This is a genomic window from Cytobacillus stercorigallinarum (assembly GCF_014836495.1).
In the GTDB taxonomy this organism is placed as follows: domain Bacteria; phylum Bacillota; class Bacilli; order Bacillales; family Cytobacillaceae; genus Cytobacillus; species Cytobacillus stercorigallinarum.
This window is the reverse complement of sequence record NZ_JACSQT010000002.1, coordinates 535819-558374: the sequence shown is the minus strand read 5'-3', so window position 1 is coordinate 558374 and position 22556 is coordinate 535819. Positions and strand designations below refer to the sequence as shown.

20 protein-coding genes are annotated in these 22556 nt (G+C 37.4%); all 20 read left to right on the top strand.

The features are described from left to right. The first annotated feature begins 44 nt into the window (after window positions 1-44). The 20 genes from rsmH to H9655_RS07155 all read left to right on the top strand — a co-directional run bounded on the left by rsmH (window position 45) and on the right by H9655_RS07155 (window position 22514). Complete coding sequence (rsmH, locus tag H9655_RS07250; RefSeq protein ID WP_191812396.1) at window positions 45-977, top strand: 16S rRNA (cytosine(1402)-N(4))-methyltransferase RsmH; 933 nt, start codon at window positions 45-47, stop codon at window positions 975-977. Window positions 978-1007: 30 nt separating this feature from the next. Further along, window positions 1008-1370 (top strand): cell division protein FtsL, encoded by a 363-nt coding sequence (gene ftsL, locus H9655_RS07245; protein WP_095369620.1) that lies wholly within the window; start codon window positions 1008-1010, stop codon window positions 1368-1370. Continuing rightward, on the top strand, window positions 1370-3607 hold the full coding sequence (locus H9655_RS07240) for a penicillin-binding protein (RefSeq protein ID WP_191812394.1): 2238 nt from the start codon (window positions 1370-1372) through the stop codon (window positions 3605-3607). Before ftsL ends, H9655_RS07240 begins: the two co-directional genes overlap by 1 nt. Window positions 3608-3690: 83 nt before the next feature. Continuing rightward, window positions 3691-5637 carry a stage V sporulation protein D gene (locus H9655_RS07235; protein ID WP_191812392.1) on the top strand — a complete coding sequence of 649 codons (1947 nt, stop codon included), beginning with the start codon at window positions 3691-3693 and terminating at the stop codon, window positions 5635-5637. Window positions 5638-5933: 296 nt separating this feature from the next. Further along, window positions 5934-7412, top strand: coding sequence for a UDP-N-acetylmuramoyl-L-alanyl-D-glutamate--2,6-diaminopimelate ligase (locus tag H9655_RS07230; RefSeq protein ID WP_191812390.1), 1479 nt, complete (start codon window positions 5934-5936; stop codon window positions 7410-7412). A gap of 118 nt (window positions 7413-7530) precedes the next feature. Then, complete coding sequence (gene mraY / locus H9655_RS07225; protein ID WP_191812690.1) at window positions 7531-8505, top strand: phospho-N-acetylmuramoyl-pentapeptide-transferase; 975 nt, start codon at window positions 7531-7533, stop codon at window positions 8503-8505. Further along, the gene (murD, locus tag H9655_RS07220; protein ID WP_191812388.1) at window positions 8505-9857 is read left to right on the top strand and encodes a UDP-N-acetylmuramoyl-L-alanine--D-glutamate ligase; all 1353 of its coding nucleotides are present in this window, start codon (window positions 8505-8507) and stop codon (window positions 9855-9857) included. Before mraY ends, murD begins: the two co-directional genes overlap by 1 nt. A gap of 109 nt (window positions 9858-9966) precedes the next feature. Beyond that, on the top strand, window positions 9967-11067 hold the full coding sequence (spoVE, locus tag H9655_RS07215; protein WP_191812386.1) for a stage V sporulation protein E: 1101 nt from the start codon (window positions 9967-9969) through the stop codon (window positions 11065-11067). Window positions 11068-11364: 297 nt separating this feature from the next. Further along, a complete protein-coding gene (gene murG, locus H9655_RS07210; RefSeq protein WP_191812383.1) occupies window positions 11365-12465 on the top strand; it encodes an undecaprenyldiphospho-muramoylpentapeptide beta-N-acetylglucosaminyltransferase in 1101 nt (366 codons plus the stop codon). A gap of 61 nt (window positions 12466-12526) precedes the next feature. Continuing rightward, complete coding sequence (murB, locus tag H9655_RS07205; protein ID WP_191812381.1) at window positions 12527-13435, top strand: UDP-N-acetylmuramate dehydrogenase; 909 nt, start codon at window positions 12527-12529, stop codon at window positions 13433-13435. 309 nt (window positions 13436-13744) lie between these two features. Next, on the top strand, window positions 13745-14398 hold the full coding sequence (locus tag H9655_RS07200) for a cell division protein FtsQ/DivIB (RefSeq protein ID WP_318245455.1): 654 nt from the start codon (window positions 13745-13747) through the stop codon (window positions 14396-14398). Further along, on the top strand, window positions 14364-15077 hold the full coding sequence (locus H9655_RS07195; protein WP_191812379.1) for a DUF881 domain-containing protein: 714 nt from the start codon (window positions 14364-14366) through the stop codon (window positions 15075-15077). Before H9655_RS07200 ends, H9655_RS07195 begins: the two co-directional genes overlap by 35 nt. Before the next feature lie 57 nt (window positions 15078-15134). Continuing rightward, window positions 15135-15866, top strand: a complete 732-nt coding sequence (locus tag H9655_RS07190; RefSeq protein WP_191812377.1) for a DUF881 domain-containing protein — start codon at window positions 15135-15137, stop codon at window positions 15864-15866. Continuing rightward, entirely contained in the window at window positions 15867-16229 is a 363-nt protein-coding gene (locus H9655_RS07185; RefSeq protein WP_191812375.1) for a small basic family protein, read from the top strand. A gap of 149 nt (window positions 16230-16378) precedes the next feature. Beyond that, entirely contained in the window at window positions 16379-17662 is a 1284-nt protein-coding gene (gene ftsA, locus H9655_RS07180) for a cell division protein FtsA (protein ID WP_191812374.1), read from the top strand. 157 nt (window positions 17663-17819) lie between these two features. Next, on the top strand, window positions 17820-18983 hold the full coding sequence (gene ftsZ / locus H9655_RS07175) for a cell division protein FtsZ (RefSeq protein WP_191812373.1): 1164 nt from the start codon (window positions 17820-17822) through the stop codon (window positions 18981-18983). Between the two features lie 344 nt (window positions 18984-19327). Then, window positions 19328-20248: a sigma-E processing peptidase SpoIIGA gene (gene spoIIGA, locus H9655_RS07170; protein ID WP_191812372.1), complete on the top strand. Its 921-nt coding sequence runs from the start codon at window positions 19328-19330 to the stop codon at window positions 20246-20248. A 38-nt stretch (window positions 20249-20286) separates the two neighbouring features. Then, window positions 20287-21006 (top strand): RNA polymerase sporulation sigma factor SigE, encoded by a 720-nt coding sequence (sigE, locus tag H9655_RS07165; protein ID WP_095369607.1) that lies wholly within the window; start codon window positions 20287-20289, stop codon window positions 21004-21006. A 144-nt stretch (window positions 21007-21150) separates the two neighbouring features. Continuing rightward, window positions 21151-21930 carry an RNA polymerase sporulation sigma factor SigG gene (gene sigG, locus H9655_RS07160; protein ID WP_191812371.1) on the top strand — a complete coding sequence of 260 codons (780 nt, stop codon included), beginning with the start codon at window positions 21151-21153 and terminating at the stop codon, window positions 21928-21930. Window positions 21931-22235: 305 nt separating this feature from the next. Next, window positions 22236-22514 (top strand): YlmC/YmxH family sporulation protein, encoded by a 279-nt coding sequence (locus tag H9655_RS07155; protein ID WP_191812370.1) that lies wholly within the window; start codon window positions 22236-22238, stop codon window positions 22512-22514. Window positions 22515-22556: the final 42 nt, after the last annotated feature.

Below are 22556 nucleotides of genomic sequence, written 5' to 3'. Positions count from 1 at the left end.
GGGGACTTTTACACACGATTACAGGTTGGGAAGGATGAGCAACAATGTTTAATCATACAACAGTACTTTTAAAAGAGACAGTAGATGGACTAAATGTGAAAGAAAATGGGATTTACGTAGATTGTACTTTAGGTGGAGCAGGGCATAGTGAATATTTATTATCACAGCTCTCAAGTGAAGGAAGATTATTCTCTTTTGACCAAGATGAAACGGCAATTGACAATGCGAAGGAGAAACTTGCTAAGTACAGCGGGCAAGTGACACTGGTAAAAAGTAATTTTAGTCATTTAAAGGAAGAGTTGAATGCAAGAGGGATTTCTGAAGTGGATGGTATTTTGTATGACTTAGGTGTTTCATCCCCGCAATTGGATACACCGGAAAGAGGTTTTAGTTATCATCATGACGCTCCGCTCGATATGAGAATGGACAAGCAAGCGGAGATCTCAGCCTATGATGTTGTCAACCATTGGTCATATAACGAACTTGTGAAAATCTTTTTTAAATATGGTGAAGAAAAATTTTCTAAACAAATTGCAAGGAAAATTGAGTTAGCGAGAGAAAAAGCGCCGATAAAAACAACAGGTGAATTAGTAGATTTGATTAAGGAAGGCATACCTGCCCCAGCTAGAAGAAAAGGGGGGCATCCAGCTAAGCGGATTTTCCAAGCGATACGCATTGCTGTAAATGATGAATTAGGGGTGTTCGAGCAATCATTAGAGCAAGCGATGGGCTTGCTAAAAAGTGGCGGAAGAGTAAGCGTAATTACGTTCCACTCGTTAGAAGATCGTATTTGTAAAGCGGCGTTTAAAGAGGCCAGCTCAACACCAGACCTACCACCGGGATTGCCAGTTATTCCTGATGAATATCAACCTAAGATGAAATTAGTGAACAGAAAACCTATTATTCCATCTGAAGAGGAGTTATCTCATAATAATCGATCTCGTTCAGCTAAACTCAGGATTATAGAAAAAATATAAAATAAAAGATACACATTCAGGAGGGGAAATATGGAGAATGTAGCTCGTAAACTACAGCAAGAACAACATGTATCTAATCAGCCGGCTCAAGCGCCAAAAAAGAAAATAAAAGATCGTAAATCATTGCTCTCGCCTGGAGAAAAAATAATGGGTATTGTATTTGCGGGCGCAGTTTTCTTTGGCGCCACAACAATTATTTCAAATCAAGCAGGTTTATATGAAGTAAATGCGGAAATTCAAGACACGCAAAAAGCGATCACTGAACAGCAAAGTGTGAATAGTGATTTAAAAATGCAAATTGAGGAATTAAGTCGTCCAGACCGTGTAAAACAAGCAGCTGAAAAATCTGGATTTGAAATGAATGAATCTCCAAAGGTTGTTGGTGGTGAGTAATGTATAAAAAGCAAAGAAATATGAATGTTGGAGCAGCGATATTGTTTATGATATTCAGTCTGCTCTTTTTTGTCTTGCTTTTCCGGTTTATCTCCATTCAAGTGTCTGGTGAAGCGGGTGGTAAAGTCATTGCTGCACAAGCTGAACAGTTGTACCAAGGTTCAACAACTATTAAATCTAAACGCGGGACAATTTACGATCGTAATGGCAATGTCATTGCTGAAGATAGTACAGCTTACACTTTAGTTGCCGTCTTATCAGAAGAAATGACCAAGAATAAAGATAATCCCAAACATGTTGTGGAGCCAGATGAGACGGCAAAGCAATTAGCTGAAGTCATTGATATGGAAGAGTCTGAAATCTACGAAAGGTTAACGATCAATGAAAGGCGAGGGAAGGATGAACAGTTATTCCAGGTTGAATTCGGTCGTGCCGGTCAAAAATTAACAGTTAGTCAAAAGAAGAAAATAGAAGAGTTAGAATTGCCAGGTATTGTTTTTCAACCGCAAACCATTCGTTTTTACCCTAATGGAACTTTTGCTTCTCACCTTATCGGCTATGTTGATTCTGTCGAAGGTGAAGAGGGAAAACTAGAAGACAAAGGAATTATGGGCTTAGAGAAGAGTTTGAATGATGCAATGTTAGGGAAAGATGGCAAGTTTTCTTATGAAAAAGATATTTGGGGCTACTTATTACCAAATGGTGAAGAGGTTGTAGAAAAAGCAGAAGACGGAAATGATGTATACTTAACTATCGATAATAAAATTCAAATATTTATAGAAGAAGCAATGAGCAAAGTGAGTGAAAAGTATGACCCCGAAAAGATGGTGGCTGTTGTTGCTGACCCGAAAACGGGCGAAATTCTTGCGATGAGTCAACGACCTACATTTAATCCGGAAACACGGGAAGGCATTGACCAAACATGGCGTAATCTCGCTATTGAGGATTCGTTTGAACCAGGTTCAACAATGAAAGCTTTTACGTTAGCAGCAGCAATTGAGGAAGGGGTGTTTACGCCTAATGCAACGTTTGAATCTGGTACGTATAAAGTGACGGAAAAATCCCCACCAGTAAGAGACCATAATAATGGACAAGGATGGGGAGCAATTACGTATTTAGAAGGTATTCAACGTTCCTCCAATGTAGCGATAGCGAAAATGGTGAAAGATCAACTAGGTTATGAAACGTATCGAGAATACTTGACGAAATTTGGTTTTGAAGAACCGACCGGAATTGATTTGCCTAATGAAGCTGGGGGGAAAATTGTTTACGAATGGCCATTTGAAAAAGTAACAACGGCTTATGGTCAAGGAACCGCCATTACACCCATCCAACAAATACAAGCGGCGACTGCTATTGCCAGTGACGGGTCTATGAAACAGCCTCATGTGATAAATGAGATCATTAACCCGAATAATGATAAAGTGGTAAAAGAAGCAAAAGAGGAAATAAAAGGTCAACCGATCTCTGAAAATACAGCGAAGGAAGTAAGAAAAGTATTAGAAACGGTTGTTTCTTCTGAGAATGGAACAGGGCATAATCATTATCAAATTGATGGTTACAAAGTAGCTGGTAAAACAGGAACAGCTCAAATACCAAAAGAAGGTGGCGGCTATATAACGGGGAGAGAAAATTATGTGTTCTCGTTTTTAGGAATGGCACCGGCTGAAGACCCTGAATTACTTGTATATGTGGCTGTTCAGCAACCTGAGCTTGAAAATACAGAAACAGGTAGCGATCCTGTTTCAGAAATTTTTAAACCAGTCATGAAGAATAGCTTAAGTTACTTAAGTATTGAACCTACTGACTACGATAAGCTTCAAGTGAGTAAAGCGTTGAATTTTGAAGGAAAGTCTGTTGAAGAAGCGAAAAAATCATTGGAGAAAAATAGACTGCAGCCAATTATTATCGGTGATGGGAAAAAAGTTATTGAACAATCACCAGCTGCTACAGAAAGTGTGTTAGAAGGTGAAAAAGTTATTCTGAAAACGGATGGGAAGCTTACTGTCCCAGATTTAACTGGTTGGTCGATGAGAGATGTGATGAAGTTTGTTAAACTATCTAATCTTAAGCTTAACAGTGTCGGCAACGGTTTTGCAGTTCAGCAAAACCTAGCACCAGGAAGCGCTATAAAAGAAGATGAATATTTAATTGTTGATTTTCAACAAAGTGGAAAAAAAACCTCCGATACTGAGGGGGAAGAACTGAAAGATGATAAAAGTGCCAGCGAACAGTAGAAGTTAAAGAGCTTCTGTTCTAAAAATAATGTACAAGCATAAAATGGAACGAGCCAGATAAAAAAGGAGGGTTCGTTCCATTTATGCGTGTATCTAATGTAACCGTTCGAAAGAGATTAATTGCTGCATTATTTATTGGGTTATTTGTGTTTTTAATTATTGATGTTCGCTTGGGCTATGTCCAATTTTTTATAGGAAATGTTCTCACAGATGGGGCAAAGGAATTATGGAGTAGAAATATTCCTTTTGAGCCTGAAAGAGGAGAAATTGTTGATCGGAATGGAGTCGCTTTAGCTACTAATGTTAGTGCGCCAACGGTTTACGTTGTCCCGCGACAAATTCTCGAGCCTGACGATGCGGCTGAAAAGTTAGCCGCTACCCTTAATTTATCTAAAGAGAAAGTATTTGAAGAAATTACAGAGAAAAAATCGAGTGTAAGAATTACTGGTGGCCGGAAAATCACCCACGAAAAAGCAAAAGAAGTAAGATCATTAAATATAGATGGTGTATATATCGGTGAAGATTCTAAAAGGCATTATCCGTTTGGCGATTATTTATCCCATGTACTTGGTTTTGCTGGCGTTGATAATCAAGGATTGATGGGTCTAGAATTATACTACGATAAAGAACTAAGTGGAGAAAAAGGATCAGTAAAGTTTTATGCTAATGCAAAAGGGCAAAGAATGAATGATATGGCTGATGACTATCAGGCACCTGTTGACGGTGATACATTAAAGTTAACTGTTGATACGAAAGTACAAACAATTATTGAGCGAGAACTTGATAATGCTGAGGCTAAGTATAATCCAGATGGGTTAATAGCGATTGCAATGGATCCGAATACGGGGGAAATTCTCGGAATGTCTAGTAGACCGACATTTGACCCTGCTAATTTTCGTAATGTGTCTGCAGATGTGTATAATCGTAATTTACCTATTTGGAGCTCGTACGAACCAGGATCAACTTTTAAAATAATTACATTGGCAGCTGCATTGGAAGAGGGGAAAGTTGATCTAGAGCATGATCATTTTCACGATCCGGGTTATGTCGAAGTAGGTGGAGCAAAGCTTCGCTGTTGGAAAAAAGGTGGACATGGTTCACAATCGTATTTAGAAGTGGTACAAAATTCTTGTAACCCAGGTTTCGTTAATCTTGGTGAACGATTAGGGAAAGAAACCTTATTTAAATACATTCATGATTTTGGCTTTGGAGAAAAAACGGGGATTGACTTGCAAGGAGAATCTACAGGAATACTATTTAACTTAGATAAGGTAGGGCCAGTAGAGCAAGCAACAACGGCATTTGGTCAAGGAGTATCAGTCACACCCATTCAACAAGTTGCCGCCATTTCTGCCGCCATTAACGGTGGCACATTGTATACACCATATATTGCTAAAGAAATCGTTGATTCTAAAACAGACGAGGTCATAAAACAAGTAACTCCGGAAGCGAAAAGAAAGGTAATATCAAAAGAAACATCAGCGGAAATTCGCAGAGCATTAGAAACTGTAGTTGCTCAAGGATCAGGTAAGAATGCGTTTGTTGAAGGATATAGAGTAGGTGGAAAGACAGGAACAGCTCAGAAGGCTCAAGGTGGTAAATATTTAGAAAACAACCATATCGTTTCCTTTATTGGTTTTGCACCAGCTGATGACCCTGAGATTGTCGTTTATACAGCTGTTGATAACCCGAAAGGCACAATCCAATTTGGTGGAGTTGTAGCCGCTCCGATTGTAGGTAACATTATTGGAGATAGCTTACGTGCCATGGGAGTTGAACCTAGGAAAGATCAAGTAGAAAAAGAGTATGCTTGGCCAGATACACCGCTTTTAGAAGTACCTGATTTAGTTGGTATTACAAAATTGGAGTTAGGTGAGATGATGATTAACCTTCAAATTGAAGCTAGTGGACAAGGAGATACGGTTGTGAAACAATCGCCTCTACCTGGTACAAAAATCAAAGAAGGTTCAACCATTCGACTCTATTTCAATGATGAACAGCAAGATGATTCAGAAAAAGGCGGCGACTAAAAGCCGCCTTTTTCTAAGTTTATAATAATTCATGTCTAACAAAGTAGCCAGAAGTTGAGTCAAATGATTAGCAGGATGGAAATGGCGTATAATGAATGAAAAAAGGCTAGTTGTAGATCGAATGCCTTTATTTTTATAGAAAACTACCGATAAAACGAGGCAATTATGAGAAACTCATAGAAAATTATCGCTAAATCATGTAAAATATTATACGCCTATCACCTTTAACGCATAGGTTAGACAAAATGATCGTAAAAATGTTTTATGAGAAGTTTGTATGAGAGGAATGGAGTTTCATGAAATTACATACGTTGCTGCAAAAGTTGCAACCTTACCTTCGATATAATGATGTAGAAAATATTGATATTCAATCGATTGAAAACGATAACCGCAAAGTAGAAGAAGGTAGCTTATTTGTTTGTATAAAAGGTTATACAGTTGATGGTCATGACTTTGCTGCTTCTGCTGTTGAAAAAGGAGCAGTAGCTGTTATTGCTGAGAAAGAGCTCTCATTAAAAGTACCTGTGATTGTAGTGAAGAGTACAAGAAGAGCGCTATCTTTATTGGCAGATGCATTTTACGGGCAGCCAAGTCAACAATTACACTTAATAGGTGTGACAGGTACAAATGGAAAAACAACGACAACTCATATTATTGACAAAATTTTATCAGATGCTGGGCAAAAAACGGGCCTAATGGGCACAATGTATACTAAAATTGGTCAGCAAAAATATGAAATTAAAAACACAACGCCAGAGAGTCTTACTTTACAGAGAACATTTAAACAAATGAAAGATTCTGGTGTCACATCAGCAGTGATGGAAGTGTCATCTCATTCATTAGATGAGGGCAGAGTACATGGTTGTGATTTTGATGTAGCTGTATTTACAAATTTAACGCAAGACCATCTAGATTATCACCATACTATGGATGAATATCGTCGTGCGAAAGGTCTTCTGTTTGCACAACTAGGAAATGCCTATCATTATGATCGAGCAAAATATGCTGTCTTGAACGTAGATGATCCAGCGTCATATGATTATGAAAAATCAACTTCCGCATATATTCTTACATATGGAATTGATCGAGATGCGGATTTTCGGGCAAGAAATATAGAAATGAATGCTTCGGGGACCACTTTTGATTTAGATAGTCCCAACGGCAGCTATTCTCTTCATATTCAGTTAATAGGAAAATTTAGTGTGTATAATGTATTGGCAAGTATTGCTGCAGCTTTTGCTTCTAATATTTCTATGGAGCAAATTATCCAGTCCGTTGAAAGTGTAGCTGGCGTTGCAGGAAGATTCGAAACAGTAGATGCTCATCAAGATTTCACTGTTATTGTCGATTACTCTCACACGCCGGATAGTTTAGAGAATGCCTTAAAAACAGTGCAACAATTAGCAAAGAAAAGAATCTTTACTGTTGTCGGCTGTGGAGGAGATAGAGATCGTACGAAAAGGCCTTTAATGGCTCAAATTACTTGTAAACATAGTACAGATGCTATATTTACATCTGATAATCCCCGTACCGAGAACCCTGAAAGTATTTTAAAAGATATGGAAGCTGGTGTGAAAAACGAATCTTTTGTTTCAATTATTGACCGTAAAGAGGCGATTCAATATGCAGTGAATCAGGCAGAACCTGGGGATTGCATACTAATTGCAGGTAAAGGGCATGAAACATATCAAATAATTGGTCATGAACATTTTGATTTTGATGACCGATTAGTAGCAAAGGAAGCCATTGAACAAAAGATAGCAAGTAGTAAGTGACAATAAAAAATATCATGATTATGAATGATTGATTGAAAGGTTTAGAATATATGATAAAACGATTAAGAAGAAAACAAGTAAAACAATTCTCAATACCCGCTAAAGGTTGTGAACAATGATGATGGAACAAGTGATATTATTTACAATTATTCTAGGTTTTTTAATTACCGTTCTCATTTCTCCTTTGTTCATACCTTTTCTAAGGAGACTTAAATTTGGTCAAAGCATAAGAGAAGAAGGGCCAAAATCCCACCTGAAGAAAACAGGAACACCTACAATGGGTGGCTTAATGATTTTATTTTCAATCACATTAAGTACACTTATTATGACAGCTAAATTTGAAGGACCGACAAGTACCACCTATTTGCTGTTGCTCGTTACTTTAGGGTTTGGTTTATTAGGGTTCTTAGATGACTTTATAAAAGTAGTCATGAAAAGAAACTTAGGTTTAACTTCATTGCAAAAACTAATTGGACAGATTATTATTTCCATAATATTCTTCATCGTGTTAAAACAAACAGGTTTTAGTACGGAAGTATCGATTCCTTTAACCGATTTTTCCATTGATTTAGGATGGGGCTATGCATTATTTATAATCTTTTGGCTCGTTGGATTTTCAAATGCTGTGAACTTAACAGACGGGTTAGATGGATTGGTTAGTGGGACAGCAGCCATCGCATTTGGAGCATTTGCCGTCCTTGCTTGGAGTCAATCTTTATTTGAAGTATCAGTGTTTTCAGTAGCCGTTGTTGGCGCGCTTCTTGGATTTCTTGTATTCAATGCACATCCAGCGAAAGTGTTTATGGGTGATACAGGATCACTTGCATTGGGTGGAGCCATTGCAGCGATTGCTATTATGACTAAGTTTGAACTGATTTTATTAATCATAGGTTTCGTATTTGTAATTGAAACATTATCAGTGATTATTCAAGTAGCATCATTCAAGACAACTGGTAAACGTGTATTTAAAATGAGTCCACTACATCATCACTACGAGCTTGTAGGGTGGTCAGAGTGGCGCGTAGTTGTGACATTTTGGACAGTAGGCCTACTTTGTGCCATTCTCGGAATCTATGTAGAGGTGTGGATGTAATGAAAACAGTCAATCATTATCATCATAAAAAAATACTCGTGTTAGGCCTTGCTAAAAGTGGTGTCGGAGCGGCATCACTACTACATAAGTTAGGTGCTTTTGTAACCGTAAATGACTATAAACCATTAGATGAAAACCCGGAGGCTCAAAGCTTGTTAGAGCAAGGTATCACTGTGATTTGTGGAAGCCACCCAGTAGCCTTGCTTGATGAAGGGTTTGAATATGTTGTGAAAAACCCTGGCATTCCGTATAGTAATCCTATTGTCCAAGGGGCGATTGATAGAGGGTTGCCGGTTATTACGGAAGTAGAACTTGCTTATCAAATATCCCAAGCGCCATTTGTTGCCATTACTGGTACAAATGGCAAGACAACAACGACAACGCTCATTAATGAAATCTTTCAAGCTGCTCAAAAGTCTTCGCTTATTGCGGGTAACATCGGAAAGGTCTCATCTATCGTTGCGGAAAATGCGAAGAAGGATGATACAATTATTATTGAGTTGTCTTCTTTTCAATTAATGGGTATTGAAGCATTTCGCCCGAAAATAGCTATTTTAACCAATCTTTATGAAGCTCATATTGATTATCATGGCACAATGAAAGATTATATTAGTGCAAAAGCGAATATCACGAAAAACCAAACGAAGGAAGATTACTTCATAGTAAATGCTGATCAAGAGGCAGTGATGGAAGTAGCTGCTCATTCAAAAGCGACGATCATCCCGTTTTCAACCACAAAAACGTTGGATAAAGGTGGATATGTCAAAGACGGCATCATTTACTTTAATGAGGAAGCAATTATATCTATAGCTGATATTGTTCTCCCGGGGGCACATAACTTAGAAAATATTCTATCAAGTATCATTGCTGCCAAATTATCCGGTATTGGTAATGAAGCTATCTATCAAGTATTAACGACTTTTCAAGGCGTAGCTCACCGTCTACAGTTCGTTGGTGAAAAGCATAAAAGACGGTTTTATAATGATTCAAAAGCAACAAATATTTTAGCGACAACGAAAGCATTGGCTGCATTTGACCAGTCTATTGTTCTTCTAGCTGGTGGACTTGATCGTGGCAATTCCTTTGATGAGCTTATACCAGCATTAACAAATGTGAAAGCGGTCGTCACTTTCGGAGAGACAGCTGAAAAAATTGATGCTGCTGCTGCTCATGCGGGGATAAAAAGCATTGTACATGCCAATAATGTGGAAGATGCTGTGCCACTGGCTTTTGACCTTTCAAAAGAAGGAGATATTATCTTACTTTCACCTGCGTGTGCAAGTTGGGATCAATATAAAACTTTTGAAGTAAGAGGAGACATTTTTATAGAAGCGGTGCATAAGCTTAAGTAAAGGGCTTGTCTGCCGGTTCAAATGATTCTATTCTTGAGCTAAGCTTGATTATGTTCGGTAGAGGAAACAGCAAACAGCCCTAAAACTTGGACTTAGAGGTGTGTTGACTTTGCCAACAAAAAAAGCCACTCCAGATATGATATTAATTATTGTTACGCTCATGCTCTTAGCAGTTGGACTAACGATGGTTTATAGTGCCAGTGCCATTTGGGCAGATTACAAGTTTGATGATTCTTTTTTCTTCGCCAAAAGGCAGTTACTATTTGCAATTGTTGGTTTAGTAGCCATGTTCTTTCTTATGAATGTTGATTACTGGACATGGAGAACATGGGCAAAAGTCATTATCATTGTTTGTTTTGTGTTGCTATTATTAGTATTAATACCTGGTATAGGAAATGTTAGAAATGGTTCAAGAAGTTGGATAGGTGTCGGTGCATTCTCTATTCAACCTTCCGAGTTTATGAAACTAGCGATGATTGCCTTTCTCGCTAAGTTTCTTTCCGAAAAACAGAAACTCATTACATCATTTAAGAAGGGGTTAGTTCCTTCATTAGGTCTCGTCTTTCTTGCATTCGGCTTAATCATGTTACAGCCGGATTTAGGCACAGGAACTGTAATGGTAGGGACTTGCATTGTAATGATATTTGTGTCTGGTGCAAGAATTAAACATTTTGCACTTTTAGGTTTAATCGGTATAGGGGGCTTTGTTGCATTAGTGCTTTCTGCTCCTTATCGTATCAAAAGAATTACCTCATTCTTAGACCCGTGGGAGGACCCTTTAGGCAGTGGATTTCAAATTATCCAGTCGCTTTATGCCATTGGTCCAGGGGGACTATTCGGTTTAGGTTTAGGTGAAAGCAGACAGAAATTCTTCTATTTACCTGAACCGCAAACGGATTTTATCTTTGCCATATTATCTGAGGAACTAGGTTTTATAGGGGGCACATTCGTCATTCTACTTTTCGCCCTTCTTTTATGGAGAGGCATTAGAGTAGCGCTTGGTGCACCGGATTTATATGGTAGCTTTTTGGCAGTAGGGATTATCGCCATGGTCGCCATACAAGTAATGATTAATATTGGAGTAGTCACAGGCTTGATGCCAGTAACTGGTATCACTTTGCCATTCCTAAGTTATGGAGGATCTTCATTGACCCTTATGTTAATGGCGATTGGTGTGTTGCTTAATATTAGTCGGTATTCTCGTTATTAGTGAAACCCATTTAGGGTTTCTTTTTTTGCTGATAGGAGAATCGCTAACAAAAAAAGAATATATAGTTAAAGCTTCAATTAAGTGGTATTACTTGGCTTAATTTGTTAATGTAGAACTTTTATTTATTTCAAAAGGGAAAGAGATTTTCCAAATTCATTACATTTGCATGACATTGTAGGTTATCATTTCTTCCTTTCAGTGCAAATATAGTAGAATAGGATAAAGTAAGACTAGTAAACAGTAAGGAAACTAAAAGGAAACTAAAAGGAAACTAACAGCTTTGGTTGAGGTGAAAGCATGAAAATTGCATTAAGTGGTGGTGGCACAGGGGGACATATTTATCCTGCGCTTGCCCTAATTCGGGAAATTCAAAAGCAAGATAAAAACGCAGAATTCTTATACATAGGTACAAAAAATGGACTAGAGGCATCGATTGTTCCTCGTGCAAATATACCTTTTCAGTCAATTGAAATTTCGGGATTTAAAAGAAGCTTATCTTTAGATAATGTGAAAACGATTTGGCGGTTCTTAAAAGGTGTTCAAGATAGTAAAAAAATGTTGAAGGAATTTCAGCCTAATGTCGTCATTGGTACAGGTGGTTATGTATGTGGGCCAGTTGTGTACGCTGGTGCCAAGTTGGGGATTCCAACAATCATTCATGAACAAAATAGTGTACCGGGTTTAACTAATAAGTTCCTTAGTAAATATGTCGATAAAGTGGCTGTATGCTTTGATGAAGCTGTGGCGAGCTTCCCTAAAGGAAAAGTAGTCATGACGGGAAATCCGCGAGCAACAGAAGTGCTTGGACAAAATGCCATTAATGGTAAATTATCTGTTGGTCTAGATCCAGCGAAACCATCTGTGTTGATTTTCGGTGGTAGTAGGGGAGCAAGGCCGATTAATGATGCCGTGTTAAAAACGTTTACACAGTTAGCATCCAGGCCATATGAAGTATTATATATCACCGGTGAGGTCCATTATGAAAGTGTAAAGAAAGAGGCCGAATTGGCCGGGAATCCAGATAATATTAAAATTAAGCCTTTTATTCATAATATGCCAGAAGTATTAGCGGGAACGGACCTTGCTGTTACGAGAGCGGGTGCAACAACCCTAGCGGAATTAACGTCATTAGGCATCCCAAGTATATTAATACCAAGTCCATATGTAACGAATAATCATCAAGAAAAGAACGCGAGAGCATTAAGCGACCATGGCGCAGCAGAATTACTCCTAGAAGGAGATTTGAGCGCGAATAAATTAATTGAATCGATTGACCGGATTTTATTAGATGAGGACAAAATTATCGCGATGAAATCTGCTGCGAAGAAGATAGGCGTCCCAGATGCAGCGGATCGGTTATATAATGTAATGAAAAAAATAATGAAAGATAAGCAGTAATGTAGCCCATTCTTATTGACTTTAGCATAATATAGAATACGATACAGAGAGGGCGGATGTTATGAAGAGCATATATAGTGAGTTAAACAGCGCTATCAATGGAACGGTAAAAGAAAAAGAACCACTTGCTTATCATACAACGATGAAAATAGGCGGACCTGCTGATATATTTATCGAACCTAAGACAGTAGAAGATTTGCGTAAAGCGATGAAAATTATTGTCTCACATCAAATTAAATGGACTGTAATAGGAAGAGGCTCTAATTTACTTGTAGCTGATGATGGCATTGAGGGAGTAGTGATTAAGTTCGGTAAAGGTTTTGCCAATCTCGAACGTGAAAAAGAACTTCTTCGGGTCGGTGCAGGGTATCCCCTTGTGGCATTAGCAACCAAAGTGAGTAAACAGGGGTATGCAGGGCTAGAATTTGCAAGTGGTATTCCTGGTTCTGTTGGTGGAGCAGTCTATATGAATGCAGGTGCACATCAATCGGATATCGCAACGATTCTCGAGAAAGCGTATATCCTTTTTCCGAATGGTGATCTGCAATGGTTAACAAACGAAGAAATGAAGTTTTCATATCGAACGTCTATTTTACAAAAAGAACGACCAGGCATTGTGGTTGAAGCCATTTTTCGCTTAGAGCAAGGAGAGAAGGAAGCGATAACTAATAGGATGTTACGTAATAAGGCATATCGTAAAGAAACACAACCATGGGATGCCCCTTGTGCAGGGAGTATTTTTAGAAATCCACTACCACATCATGCTGGTCAGCTGATTGAAGCAGTTGGTTTAAAGGGACATACACTCGGAGGCGCCCAAATCTCGCCATTACACGGGAATTTTATTGTGAATAGTAATCAGGCAACTGCTGAGGATGTTTTGGGGCTAATTCAACATGCAAAGGATACGGTATTAGCAGAAAAGGGAATAGCATTGCAAACAGAAGTTGAAATAATTGGTCGCGAGTAGCGAAAAAGACCATCTTTCATTCCAATTATTGTGATATAATCATTCAATAGAATGATTATATCACAATAAAGATTTAGGTATATTATCTCATTATGTTAATATATTAGTTTAATTAACCGAAAATAAGGATATATGCTGTGAGTAACGATGTACGAGGTGATGATACTGGAACAAGGAAAAATAGTATCCATAGAAGATAGAATTCCTAAATTAAAACAACAGAGAAAAAAGAAAGCGAACCGGAGACTCATTTCCCTACTAATTTTCTTTTTATTTCTGATTGCCTTAGTAGTTTATTTCCAGTCACCGTTGAGCAATATAAAAGCAATTAAAGTATCAGGTAATACTGTCTTCAGCAATGAAACGATTGTAGAACAAAGTGGATTAACTGAAGATATGAATATATGGAAAGTTGATGAAGCTGAAATTGAGCAAGTGCTTTTAAAACTACCAGAAATGAAAGAGGTAAAAGTAGCAACTGAGTTTCCAAATACAGTCGTTATTTCGGTGAAAGAACATAAACGAGTAGCTTATATTATGGAAGGTGAGAACTATATACCCGTTCTTGAAAACGGTAAAACTCTCTCCGTAAAAGGTGAAAGTGAGTTCCCAGCCAGTGCACCTATTTTATTTCAATTTTCTGAAGGAAAAGTGTTAGAGAAGATGATTGCGTCTCTTGGTCAATTACCAGAAGAAGTGCGTAATTCAATTTCAGAAATACACGCGTCACCTAAAGAAACAGATAAAGAGGCGATTACGCTTTATATGAATGATGGGTATGAAGTAGTCGCTACATTAGCTACCTTTGTCGATAAAATGTCTCATTACCCGGCAATCGTTGCTCAACTTGATCCCGAAGTTAAAGGAATAATTGATTTAGAAGTGGGCTCTTACTTTAAGCCTTATGGCGAAGGGGGAGCTGAGGAGAATGAAAAAGAACAAGAAGAGGAAGTTGAAGAATAACCAGGTTATCTTTTCACTCGTTTTCATTGGATTAGGTTTTCTGATTGCTTATTCCTTTCAATTGGCGAAAGATATGAAAGATGAAAGCAGTATAACGAGTAACCAGTGGGAGAGGGATCAACAATTAAGGCGTGAATTGATTGATTTGGAAGAGAAAAATCTTAACCTTCAACAAGAATTGTACAAGACACAAGATGTTCTACAAGAAATTGAAAAAGAATTTTCTCAAGATGAGCAAGTATATAGTAATCTTGCCGAGGATGTCGATAAATATCGCATGTATTTAGGGAAGGTCAAAGTGAGTGGCCCTGGTGTAAATGTCACTCTCTTAGATGGGGAATACAATCCCAAAGCCGATTCAGCAAATAATTACATCGTACATGAACATCATGTGTTTCAAGTTATTAATGAGTTATACATTGCCGGTGCTTCAGCTGTCGCCATTAATGGTCAGCGCTTAACGCACTCCTCTTATATTGTCTGTAACGGTCCGGTCATTGAAGTGGACGGGAAGCAACACCCAGCCCCATTTGTTATATCTGCAATTGGAGATACGGACGTTCTCACATCGGCATTAAATATTGCTGGCGGCGTTAAAGATTTACTTGTCAATGAAAATATTCAGTTTTCATTAGAGGGTAAATCTGAAATCATAATGGATCCGATAATTGGGAGTTAGCGCTTTTTCTATCATGATAGGAGCAATATTTGGTGGGAAAAGAAGATAGGTGAAAAGATGAACAAAAAGCAATGGGGTTTTACAATAATCACAGTCTTAATTGGTGTCATGCTAGCCGTTCAGTTTAAGACGGTAAAGAATACAGACGTAAGAGATACAAGAGACACATGGCAATTGCGGGAAGATCTGCAAAATGAGGAAGCATTACGACTTGAGTTGCTAAAGGAAATCCGGTCACAAGAAGAGAAAATAGCGCAATATGAAAATAATATAGATGCTAATAAGGAAGAGGTTCTGAGATCAACATTGGATGAGCTCAAAACAGAAGTAGGACTGACAGAAAAATCAGGTCCAGGTTTGATTTTAACGGTACAACCTATCGCTGAGGAGTTGATTATCGGTTCACAAGTAGGGAGAGTTACACCCGATTTATTGAAAAGGTTAGTAAATGAACTCAACCGTTATGGCGCGAAAGAAGTATCCATAGGTGGTCATCGGGTAATCAACTCAACTGTGATAAGAGATATTAATAATATAACGAAAATAGATGGTTATTCTATTCAGACCTTACCGCTAGAATTGAAGGTTATTGTTGAGAATGAAGATGATGCTGAACAAATGTATAAAAGAATGCAAGTTTCAAAATCTATAGAAGATTTTTTTATCGAGAATTTAACACTCGATATACAACTAGCAGAAAATAAGATTACTGTACCAGCCTACAATGAACCAATTCAAATGACTGATATGAAGGAGGCGGACAAGAAAAGCGAAGGAGGACATTCATAGATGTGGCTACCCATCTTAGGTTTACTAATCGGGTTATTTATTGGGTTTATGACAGACTTTCAAATTCCTGATGAATATGCCAATTACTTATCAATCGCTATTCTTGCTGCACTGGATACACTTTTTGGTGGCATTAGAGCCCATTTACAGGATGTGTACAGTGAAAAGATCTTTGTATCAGGATTTTTCTTTAATATTTTGCTTGCAGCAGGTCTTGCTTTTCTAGGGGTTCATCTTGGTGTAGACTTATATTTAGCAGCTGTGTTTGCATTTGGTGTGAGGTTATTTCAAAACATCGCTGTTATTCGCAGGATTTTATTAGCAAAGTGGACAAGTAAGAATGAAAATTTAGAAAAAAATTGATTTTAAAAAAGGGAATAGTTTAGTTTTGACGAATAATTTTATTAATATCAAATTTGGTTTATTAGTTTAATATAAAGAGGTTATAGTAATGATAACTGCAAGAATAGGTAACTAAAAAAGTCGACTCGCAAAAAGGGAGGTGCCACAGAATGAACAGCAATGAAATATATGTCAGCCTTGACATCGGTACATCCAGTGTAAAAGTAATCATTGGTGAGATGGTCAATGATTCTTTAAACATTATTGGTGTTGGCAATGTAGCTTCCGAAGGATTAAGAAAGGGCTCCATTGTTGATATAGATGAAACCGTTCATTCTATTAGAAGAGCAATTGAACAAGCTGAAAGAATGATTGGCATGGAGATTAGAAGAGTGATAGTAGGTATCACCGGTAACCATGTTATGCTTCAGCCTTCTCACGGTGTTGTCGCCGTGTCAAGTGAAAATAAGGAAATCTCAGATGAGGATGTAGCGCGTGTTATGGATGCTGCTCAAGTGGTATCAGTGCCACCTGAGAGAGAAATTATTGATGTCATTCCAAGACAATTTATTGTAGATGGATTAGATGAAATCAATGATCCAAGAGGAATGATTGGTGTAAGACTAGAAATGGAAGGTACCATCATTACCGGATCTAAAACTTTATTACATAATACGCTCAGATGCGTTGAACGCGCAGGCCTAGAAATTATGGATATTACCCTTCAGCCGTTAGCAGCAGGTGCTTTCGCCCTTTCAAAAGATGAGAAAAACTTAGGTGTGGCTCTTGTTGATATAGGTGGTGGTTCAACAACGATTGCTATCTTTGAAAATGGTGTACTAAAGGATACAAGTGTATTGCCAGTTGGAGGAGAACATATCACGAAAGACTTATCGATTGGTTTACGTACTTCAACTGAAGATGCTGAAAAAATTAAAATAAAACATGGGTATGCTTTTTATGACCACGCTTCAGAGGAAGAGGTATTTAGTGTACCAATTATCGGTAGTGATCAACATCAACAATTTAATCAGCTAGAAATAGCAGATATTATTGAAGCGAGAATGGAAGAAACCTTTGATCTTATTCAACATGAGATTAGAAGGCTAGGTGCATCAGACCTTCCAGGTGGTTATGTTTTATGCGGAGGGGTTGCAAATACGCAAGGGGTATTAGAACTTGCTCAAGTGGTCTTCCAAAATAGAGTAAGAATAGCCGTGCCTGATTATATTGGGGTTAGAGAGCCACAATATTGTACAGCCGTAGGTTTAATACAGTTTGCATATAAAAATGCAAAGATACAAGGAAAGAACATGGAAGCAATTGTCGATCAACCTGAAGCAAATGAAAAAAGAACACAAAAGCAAACACAGCCGAAGAAAAGCACAGAAAAAGAGCCGGAACAAAAAGTGACATCAAGAGTTAAAAAGTTCCTTGGATACTTTTTCGAGTAGCAAAAACAAAACATTGTATTGTAATAGATTAATAGCAAGGCAGATTGTCAATTTACAGTAGATGTTAGTCAGCTATTAAACAGTTAATCATCAAGATAAATGAGCGAATCGAAAAAAAGGTGTTCTTAGGAATATCGACGAATTAGGAGGATTTGTCATGTTGGAATTTGATACGAATTTAGATTCATTAGCAACGATAAAAGTAATTGGGGTTGGTGGCGGAGGAAATAACGCCGTTAACCGTATGATTGAGCATGGTGTACAAGGTGTAGAATTTATTGCAGTGAATACAGATGCTCAAGCATTAAACCTATCAAAAGCAGAAGTAAAGATGCAAATTGGTGGTAAATTGACAAGAGGGCTCGGTGCAGGTGCCAATCCAGAAGTAGGAAAAAAGGCAGCTGAGGAAAGTAAAGAGCAAGTTGAAGAAGCATTAAAAGGTGCAGATATGGTATTTGTTACTGCTGGAATGGGTGGAGGAACAGGTACTGGTGCTGCCCCTGTTATTGCCCAAATCGCACGAGATTTAGGCGCTTTAACTGTAGGTGTTGTGACAAGACCATTTACATTTGAAGGTCGTAAACGTTCTACTCAAGCAGCTGGTGGAATAGCTTCTATGAAAGATGCTGTCGATACATTGATTGTTATCCCTAATGATCGTTTATTAGAAATTGTTGATAAAAGTACACCAATGCTTGAAGCATTCCGTGAAGCAGATAATGTTCTTCGCCAAGGTGTCCAAGGTATTTCAGATTTGATTGCCACACCTGGTTTGATTAACTTGGACTTCGCTGATGTGAAAACAATTATGTCCAATAAAGGTTCTGCACTTATGGGAATCGGTTTAGCTGCAGGCGAAAATCGAGCAGCAGAAGCGGCCAAGAAGGCCATCTCTTCTCCATTATTAGAAAAGTCCATTGATGGTGCGCAAGGGGTTCTAATGAATATTACCGGCGGATCAAACTTAAGCTTGTATGAAGTACAAGAAGCAGCAGATATTGTTGCATCAGCATCAGATCAAGATGTTAATATGATCTTTGGTTCTGTTATCAATGAGGATTTGAAGGATGAGATTGTTGTAACAGTTATCGCGACTGGCTTCAATGAAGAAGTTATTCAAACAAAGCCTTCCAAACCTGCATTTGGACAAAATAAAGGAAACGTTGGCGTAGGATCGCAGGTGCAAAAGCGTGAAACGTATCGTGAACGCGAGAGGGAAGAAGCAGCATCACATGAGCAGCCATCAAATACAGCAAAGGAACATCCAGAAGATACGTTAGATATCCCAACATTTTTAAGAAATCGTAACCGTAGAAGATAAGACAATTTGTATAAAGAAGCTAATGTCCGAAAATGAAGGGCATTGGCTTTTTTGTTTTAAAAGAAGATGATCCCCTCAAAAATTTTTTCTATATTAACGTTAATTAGATAATAACTCCTTAAATTAGTCCATTAAAAGACTTCATCATTTTCGTCATTTCCTATAAATGAGACAGACCGCAAAAAACTGACAAAAAAAGAAAAGAATAGTGAAAATTTCTGCTGTTTTACCAACAGAAAGTGACATCTTTATTTTGGTGAATAGGCTATACTTTTTTTAGCACATCAATAAGACAGCCACCCATAAGAATATACATTGTTAGTTTTAGGAAGGAAGAAGACAGATTGGCCATTTATTTAGATATTATTTGGGCATTAAATTTGTTGTTTGATAGTCTTCTCCTATATTTAACGTCTATTCTTCTGAAAATCGAAGTTAAATTATGGAGAATAGCCACAGGAGGTTTGGTAGGCTCAATAATAATCTTATTATCCGTCACACCGATTCATGCATACTCCAGTCATCCAATAGGTAAGTGGTTATTTTCTATTTTCATGGTCTTTATTGTATTTGGTTTTAGAAGATTAACTTTTTTTTTAAAAGCGTTAAGCACATTTTATGCAGTGACCTTTTTAATCGGTGGAAGTTTAATTGCCGTCCATTATTTTATTCAATTTGATCTAGACCTGACATCCACCGTTATGCTTGCATCCGTAAATGGCTTTGGTGATCCTATTAGCTGGTTATTCGTATTATTAGGATTCCCTATTGCCTGGCATTTTTCAAAGAAAAATTATGATTCTATTGAAATGACAAAGATCAATTATGAGTCAAATGTGAATGTACAAATTCAACTAAAGGGAGAAACTTATGATTTTCAAGGTCTAATAGACAGTGGTAATCAGCTTTATGATCCACTAACAAGAGTACCTGTCATGATTGTATCGATTGACCAGCATAAAGAGTCTTTTCCAGAAGCGATTACAACAATGGCAAAAGATCCGAATGGTGCGATAGAAGGCAGGTGGGAAATCCCGAACGATTGGATGTCAGTTGTCCGAGTGATACCTGCGAAGGTGGTCGGTAGTGATAATCAAATGATACTTGCCCTCAAACCAGAGAAAATTACATTAATCAAAGATAATGAAGTCATTGCAGTGGATAAGGGGCTCATTTCATTTACTATGCAAAAGTTGTCCCCAGAGAATCGCTTTCAATGCATTGTGCATCCAAAAATGTTAACAGGTGCCAAGAAAGTTGGTTAAAACGCATGAGAAATAATCAATCATAGGGAGGAGAAAGAGTGCGTAAACTTAAATTTCGCTTATCATATTATTGGTATAAGCTTTTAATGAAATTAGGTTTAAAAACAGATGAAATATATTATATAGGTGGTAGCGAAGCTCTTCCCCCGCCACTTAGTAAAGAAGAAGAAGCGATATTGTTAAATAAGCTTCCTAAAGGAGATCAAGCAGCACGATCCATTTTAATTGAACGGAATTTACGTTTAGTCGTGTATATCGCTCGCAAGTTCGAAAATACAGGCATTAATATTGAAGACTTAATCAGTATTGGAACAATTGGCTTAATAAAGGCGGTAAATACCTTCAATCCTGAAAAGAAAATTAAACTGGCTACATATGCCTCACGATGTATTGAAAATGAGATATTAATGTATTTACGTAGAAATAACAAGATTCGTTCCGAAGTTTCGTTTGATGAACCACTTAACATTGATTGGGATGGTAATGAATTATTATTATCAGATGTACTAGGCACAGAGGAAGATATTATCACGAAGGATTTAGAAGCAAATGTTGATAAAAAGCTCTTAATTAAAGCACTTCATCAATTATCTGATAGAGAAAAACAAATAATGGAGTTGCGTTTCGGGCTTGGTGAGGATGAGGAAAAAACACAAAAAGATGTTGCCGATATGCTTGGGATTTCTCAATCCTATATTTCAAGATTAGAAAAAAGAATTATTAAACGTTTGAAAAAAGAATTCAATAAAATGGTTTAAAAAAATTTTTTAGTCGTTGAAATATCTGTTAAATAAAGGATATTTCTTTTTTTTACACTTTATGCGCATTTTTCTTGTGCATATTTTTCCTTCTCGCGGAGATACTGATTTTTGTACAGCAGCTCCTGTGAGGAGGGAATGGGATTGACTCGAAATAAAGTAGAAATTTGCGGAGTAGATACATCAAAGCTTCCAGTACTAAAGAACGAAGAAATGAGAGCACTCTTCAAGCAAATGCATAATGGAGATATATCAGCAAGGGAGAGCCTAGTAAATGGGAACCTCCGACTCGTTTTAAGTGTCATTCAACGATTTAATAATAGAGGAGAATTTGTTGATGACTTATTTCAAGTTGGCTGTATCGGTCTTATGAAATCTATTGATAATTTTGATTTAAGCCAAAATGTAAAATTCTCCACTTATGCTGTTCCTATGATTATTGGAGAAATCCGTAGATATTTACGCGATAATAATCCAATAAGGGTATCTCGTTCCTTACGTGATATCGCCTATAAAGCCTTGCAGGTAAGAGAACGCCTAATGAGTAAAACTTCAAAAGAACCAACAGCTGAAGAGATTGCGAAAGAGTTGGATATTCCGCATGAAGAAATTGTTTTCGCCCTTGATGCAATACAAGATCCTGTATCACTTTTTGAGCCTATTTATAATGACGGCGGCGACCCAATCTTTGTAATGGATCAACTCAGTGATGAGAAGAATAAGGATATTCAATGGGTGGAAGAGCTTGCACTGAAAGAAGGCATGAGACGCCTGAATGATCGAGAAAAAATGATATTACGCAAAAGGTTTTTTCAAGGAAAAACACAAATGGAAGTTGCTGAAGAAATTGGTATTTCTCAGGCTCAAGTCTCACGCTTAGAAAAAGCAGCCATTAAACAAATGAATAAAAATATTCAAAGCTAATATGCCAGGAGAGTTTAACACAGACGTGTTAAGCTCTTTTTTATTTGTAATGAAATAGAGGCCCTACCATGAGGAATGATTGATGAAGACGCATGGGAAATAAGCATAATTAGATAAACGCGATTTATAGATAAGAATAAGAACTACACCAGAGAGAAAAATGCGGCTAAATACATACTTGTTTGATAAGATTTTCCAAAGGAAATAGCTTGAGAACCACTTCATTCTCAAATCACCACACCAAATTTAGCTCGGTCTTTTTAATCTTTCTAATCATATATTGTAATAAAAGGAGGCGTTTTAAGATGATGAGAATCTCAAGTTTTCAAATGAAAGATGTGATTAATGTTGCTGATGGTAAGAAATTAGGATTTATTAATGATATTGATATTGATGTTTCAACTGGGAAAATAGACTGTATTTTCATTAGTCAACAAAACAAGATGCTTCCTTTTTTTAATAAGCTGGAGGATATCGTGGTCGAATGGGACGATATTTTAAAAATCGGTGAGGATGTGATTCTTGTCCGTTTTCCTCATCAATATCAATTAGAAGAACCAAAAGAAGAATACAGCAATCGATAGTTATAGCTGTAAACCTTAATCGCAATATGGTAAACTAAAGAA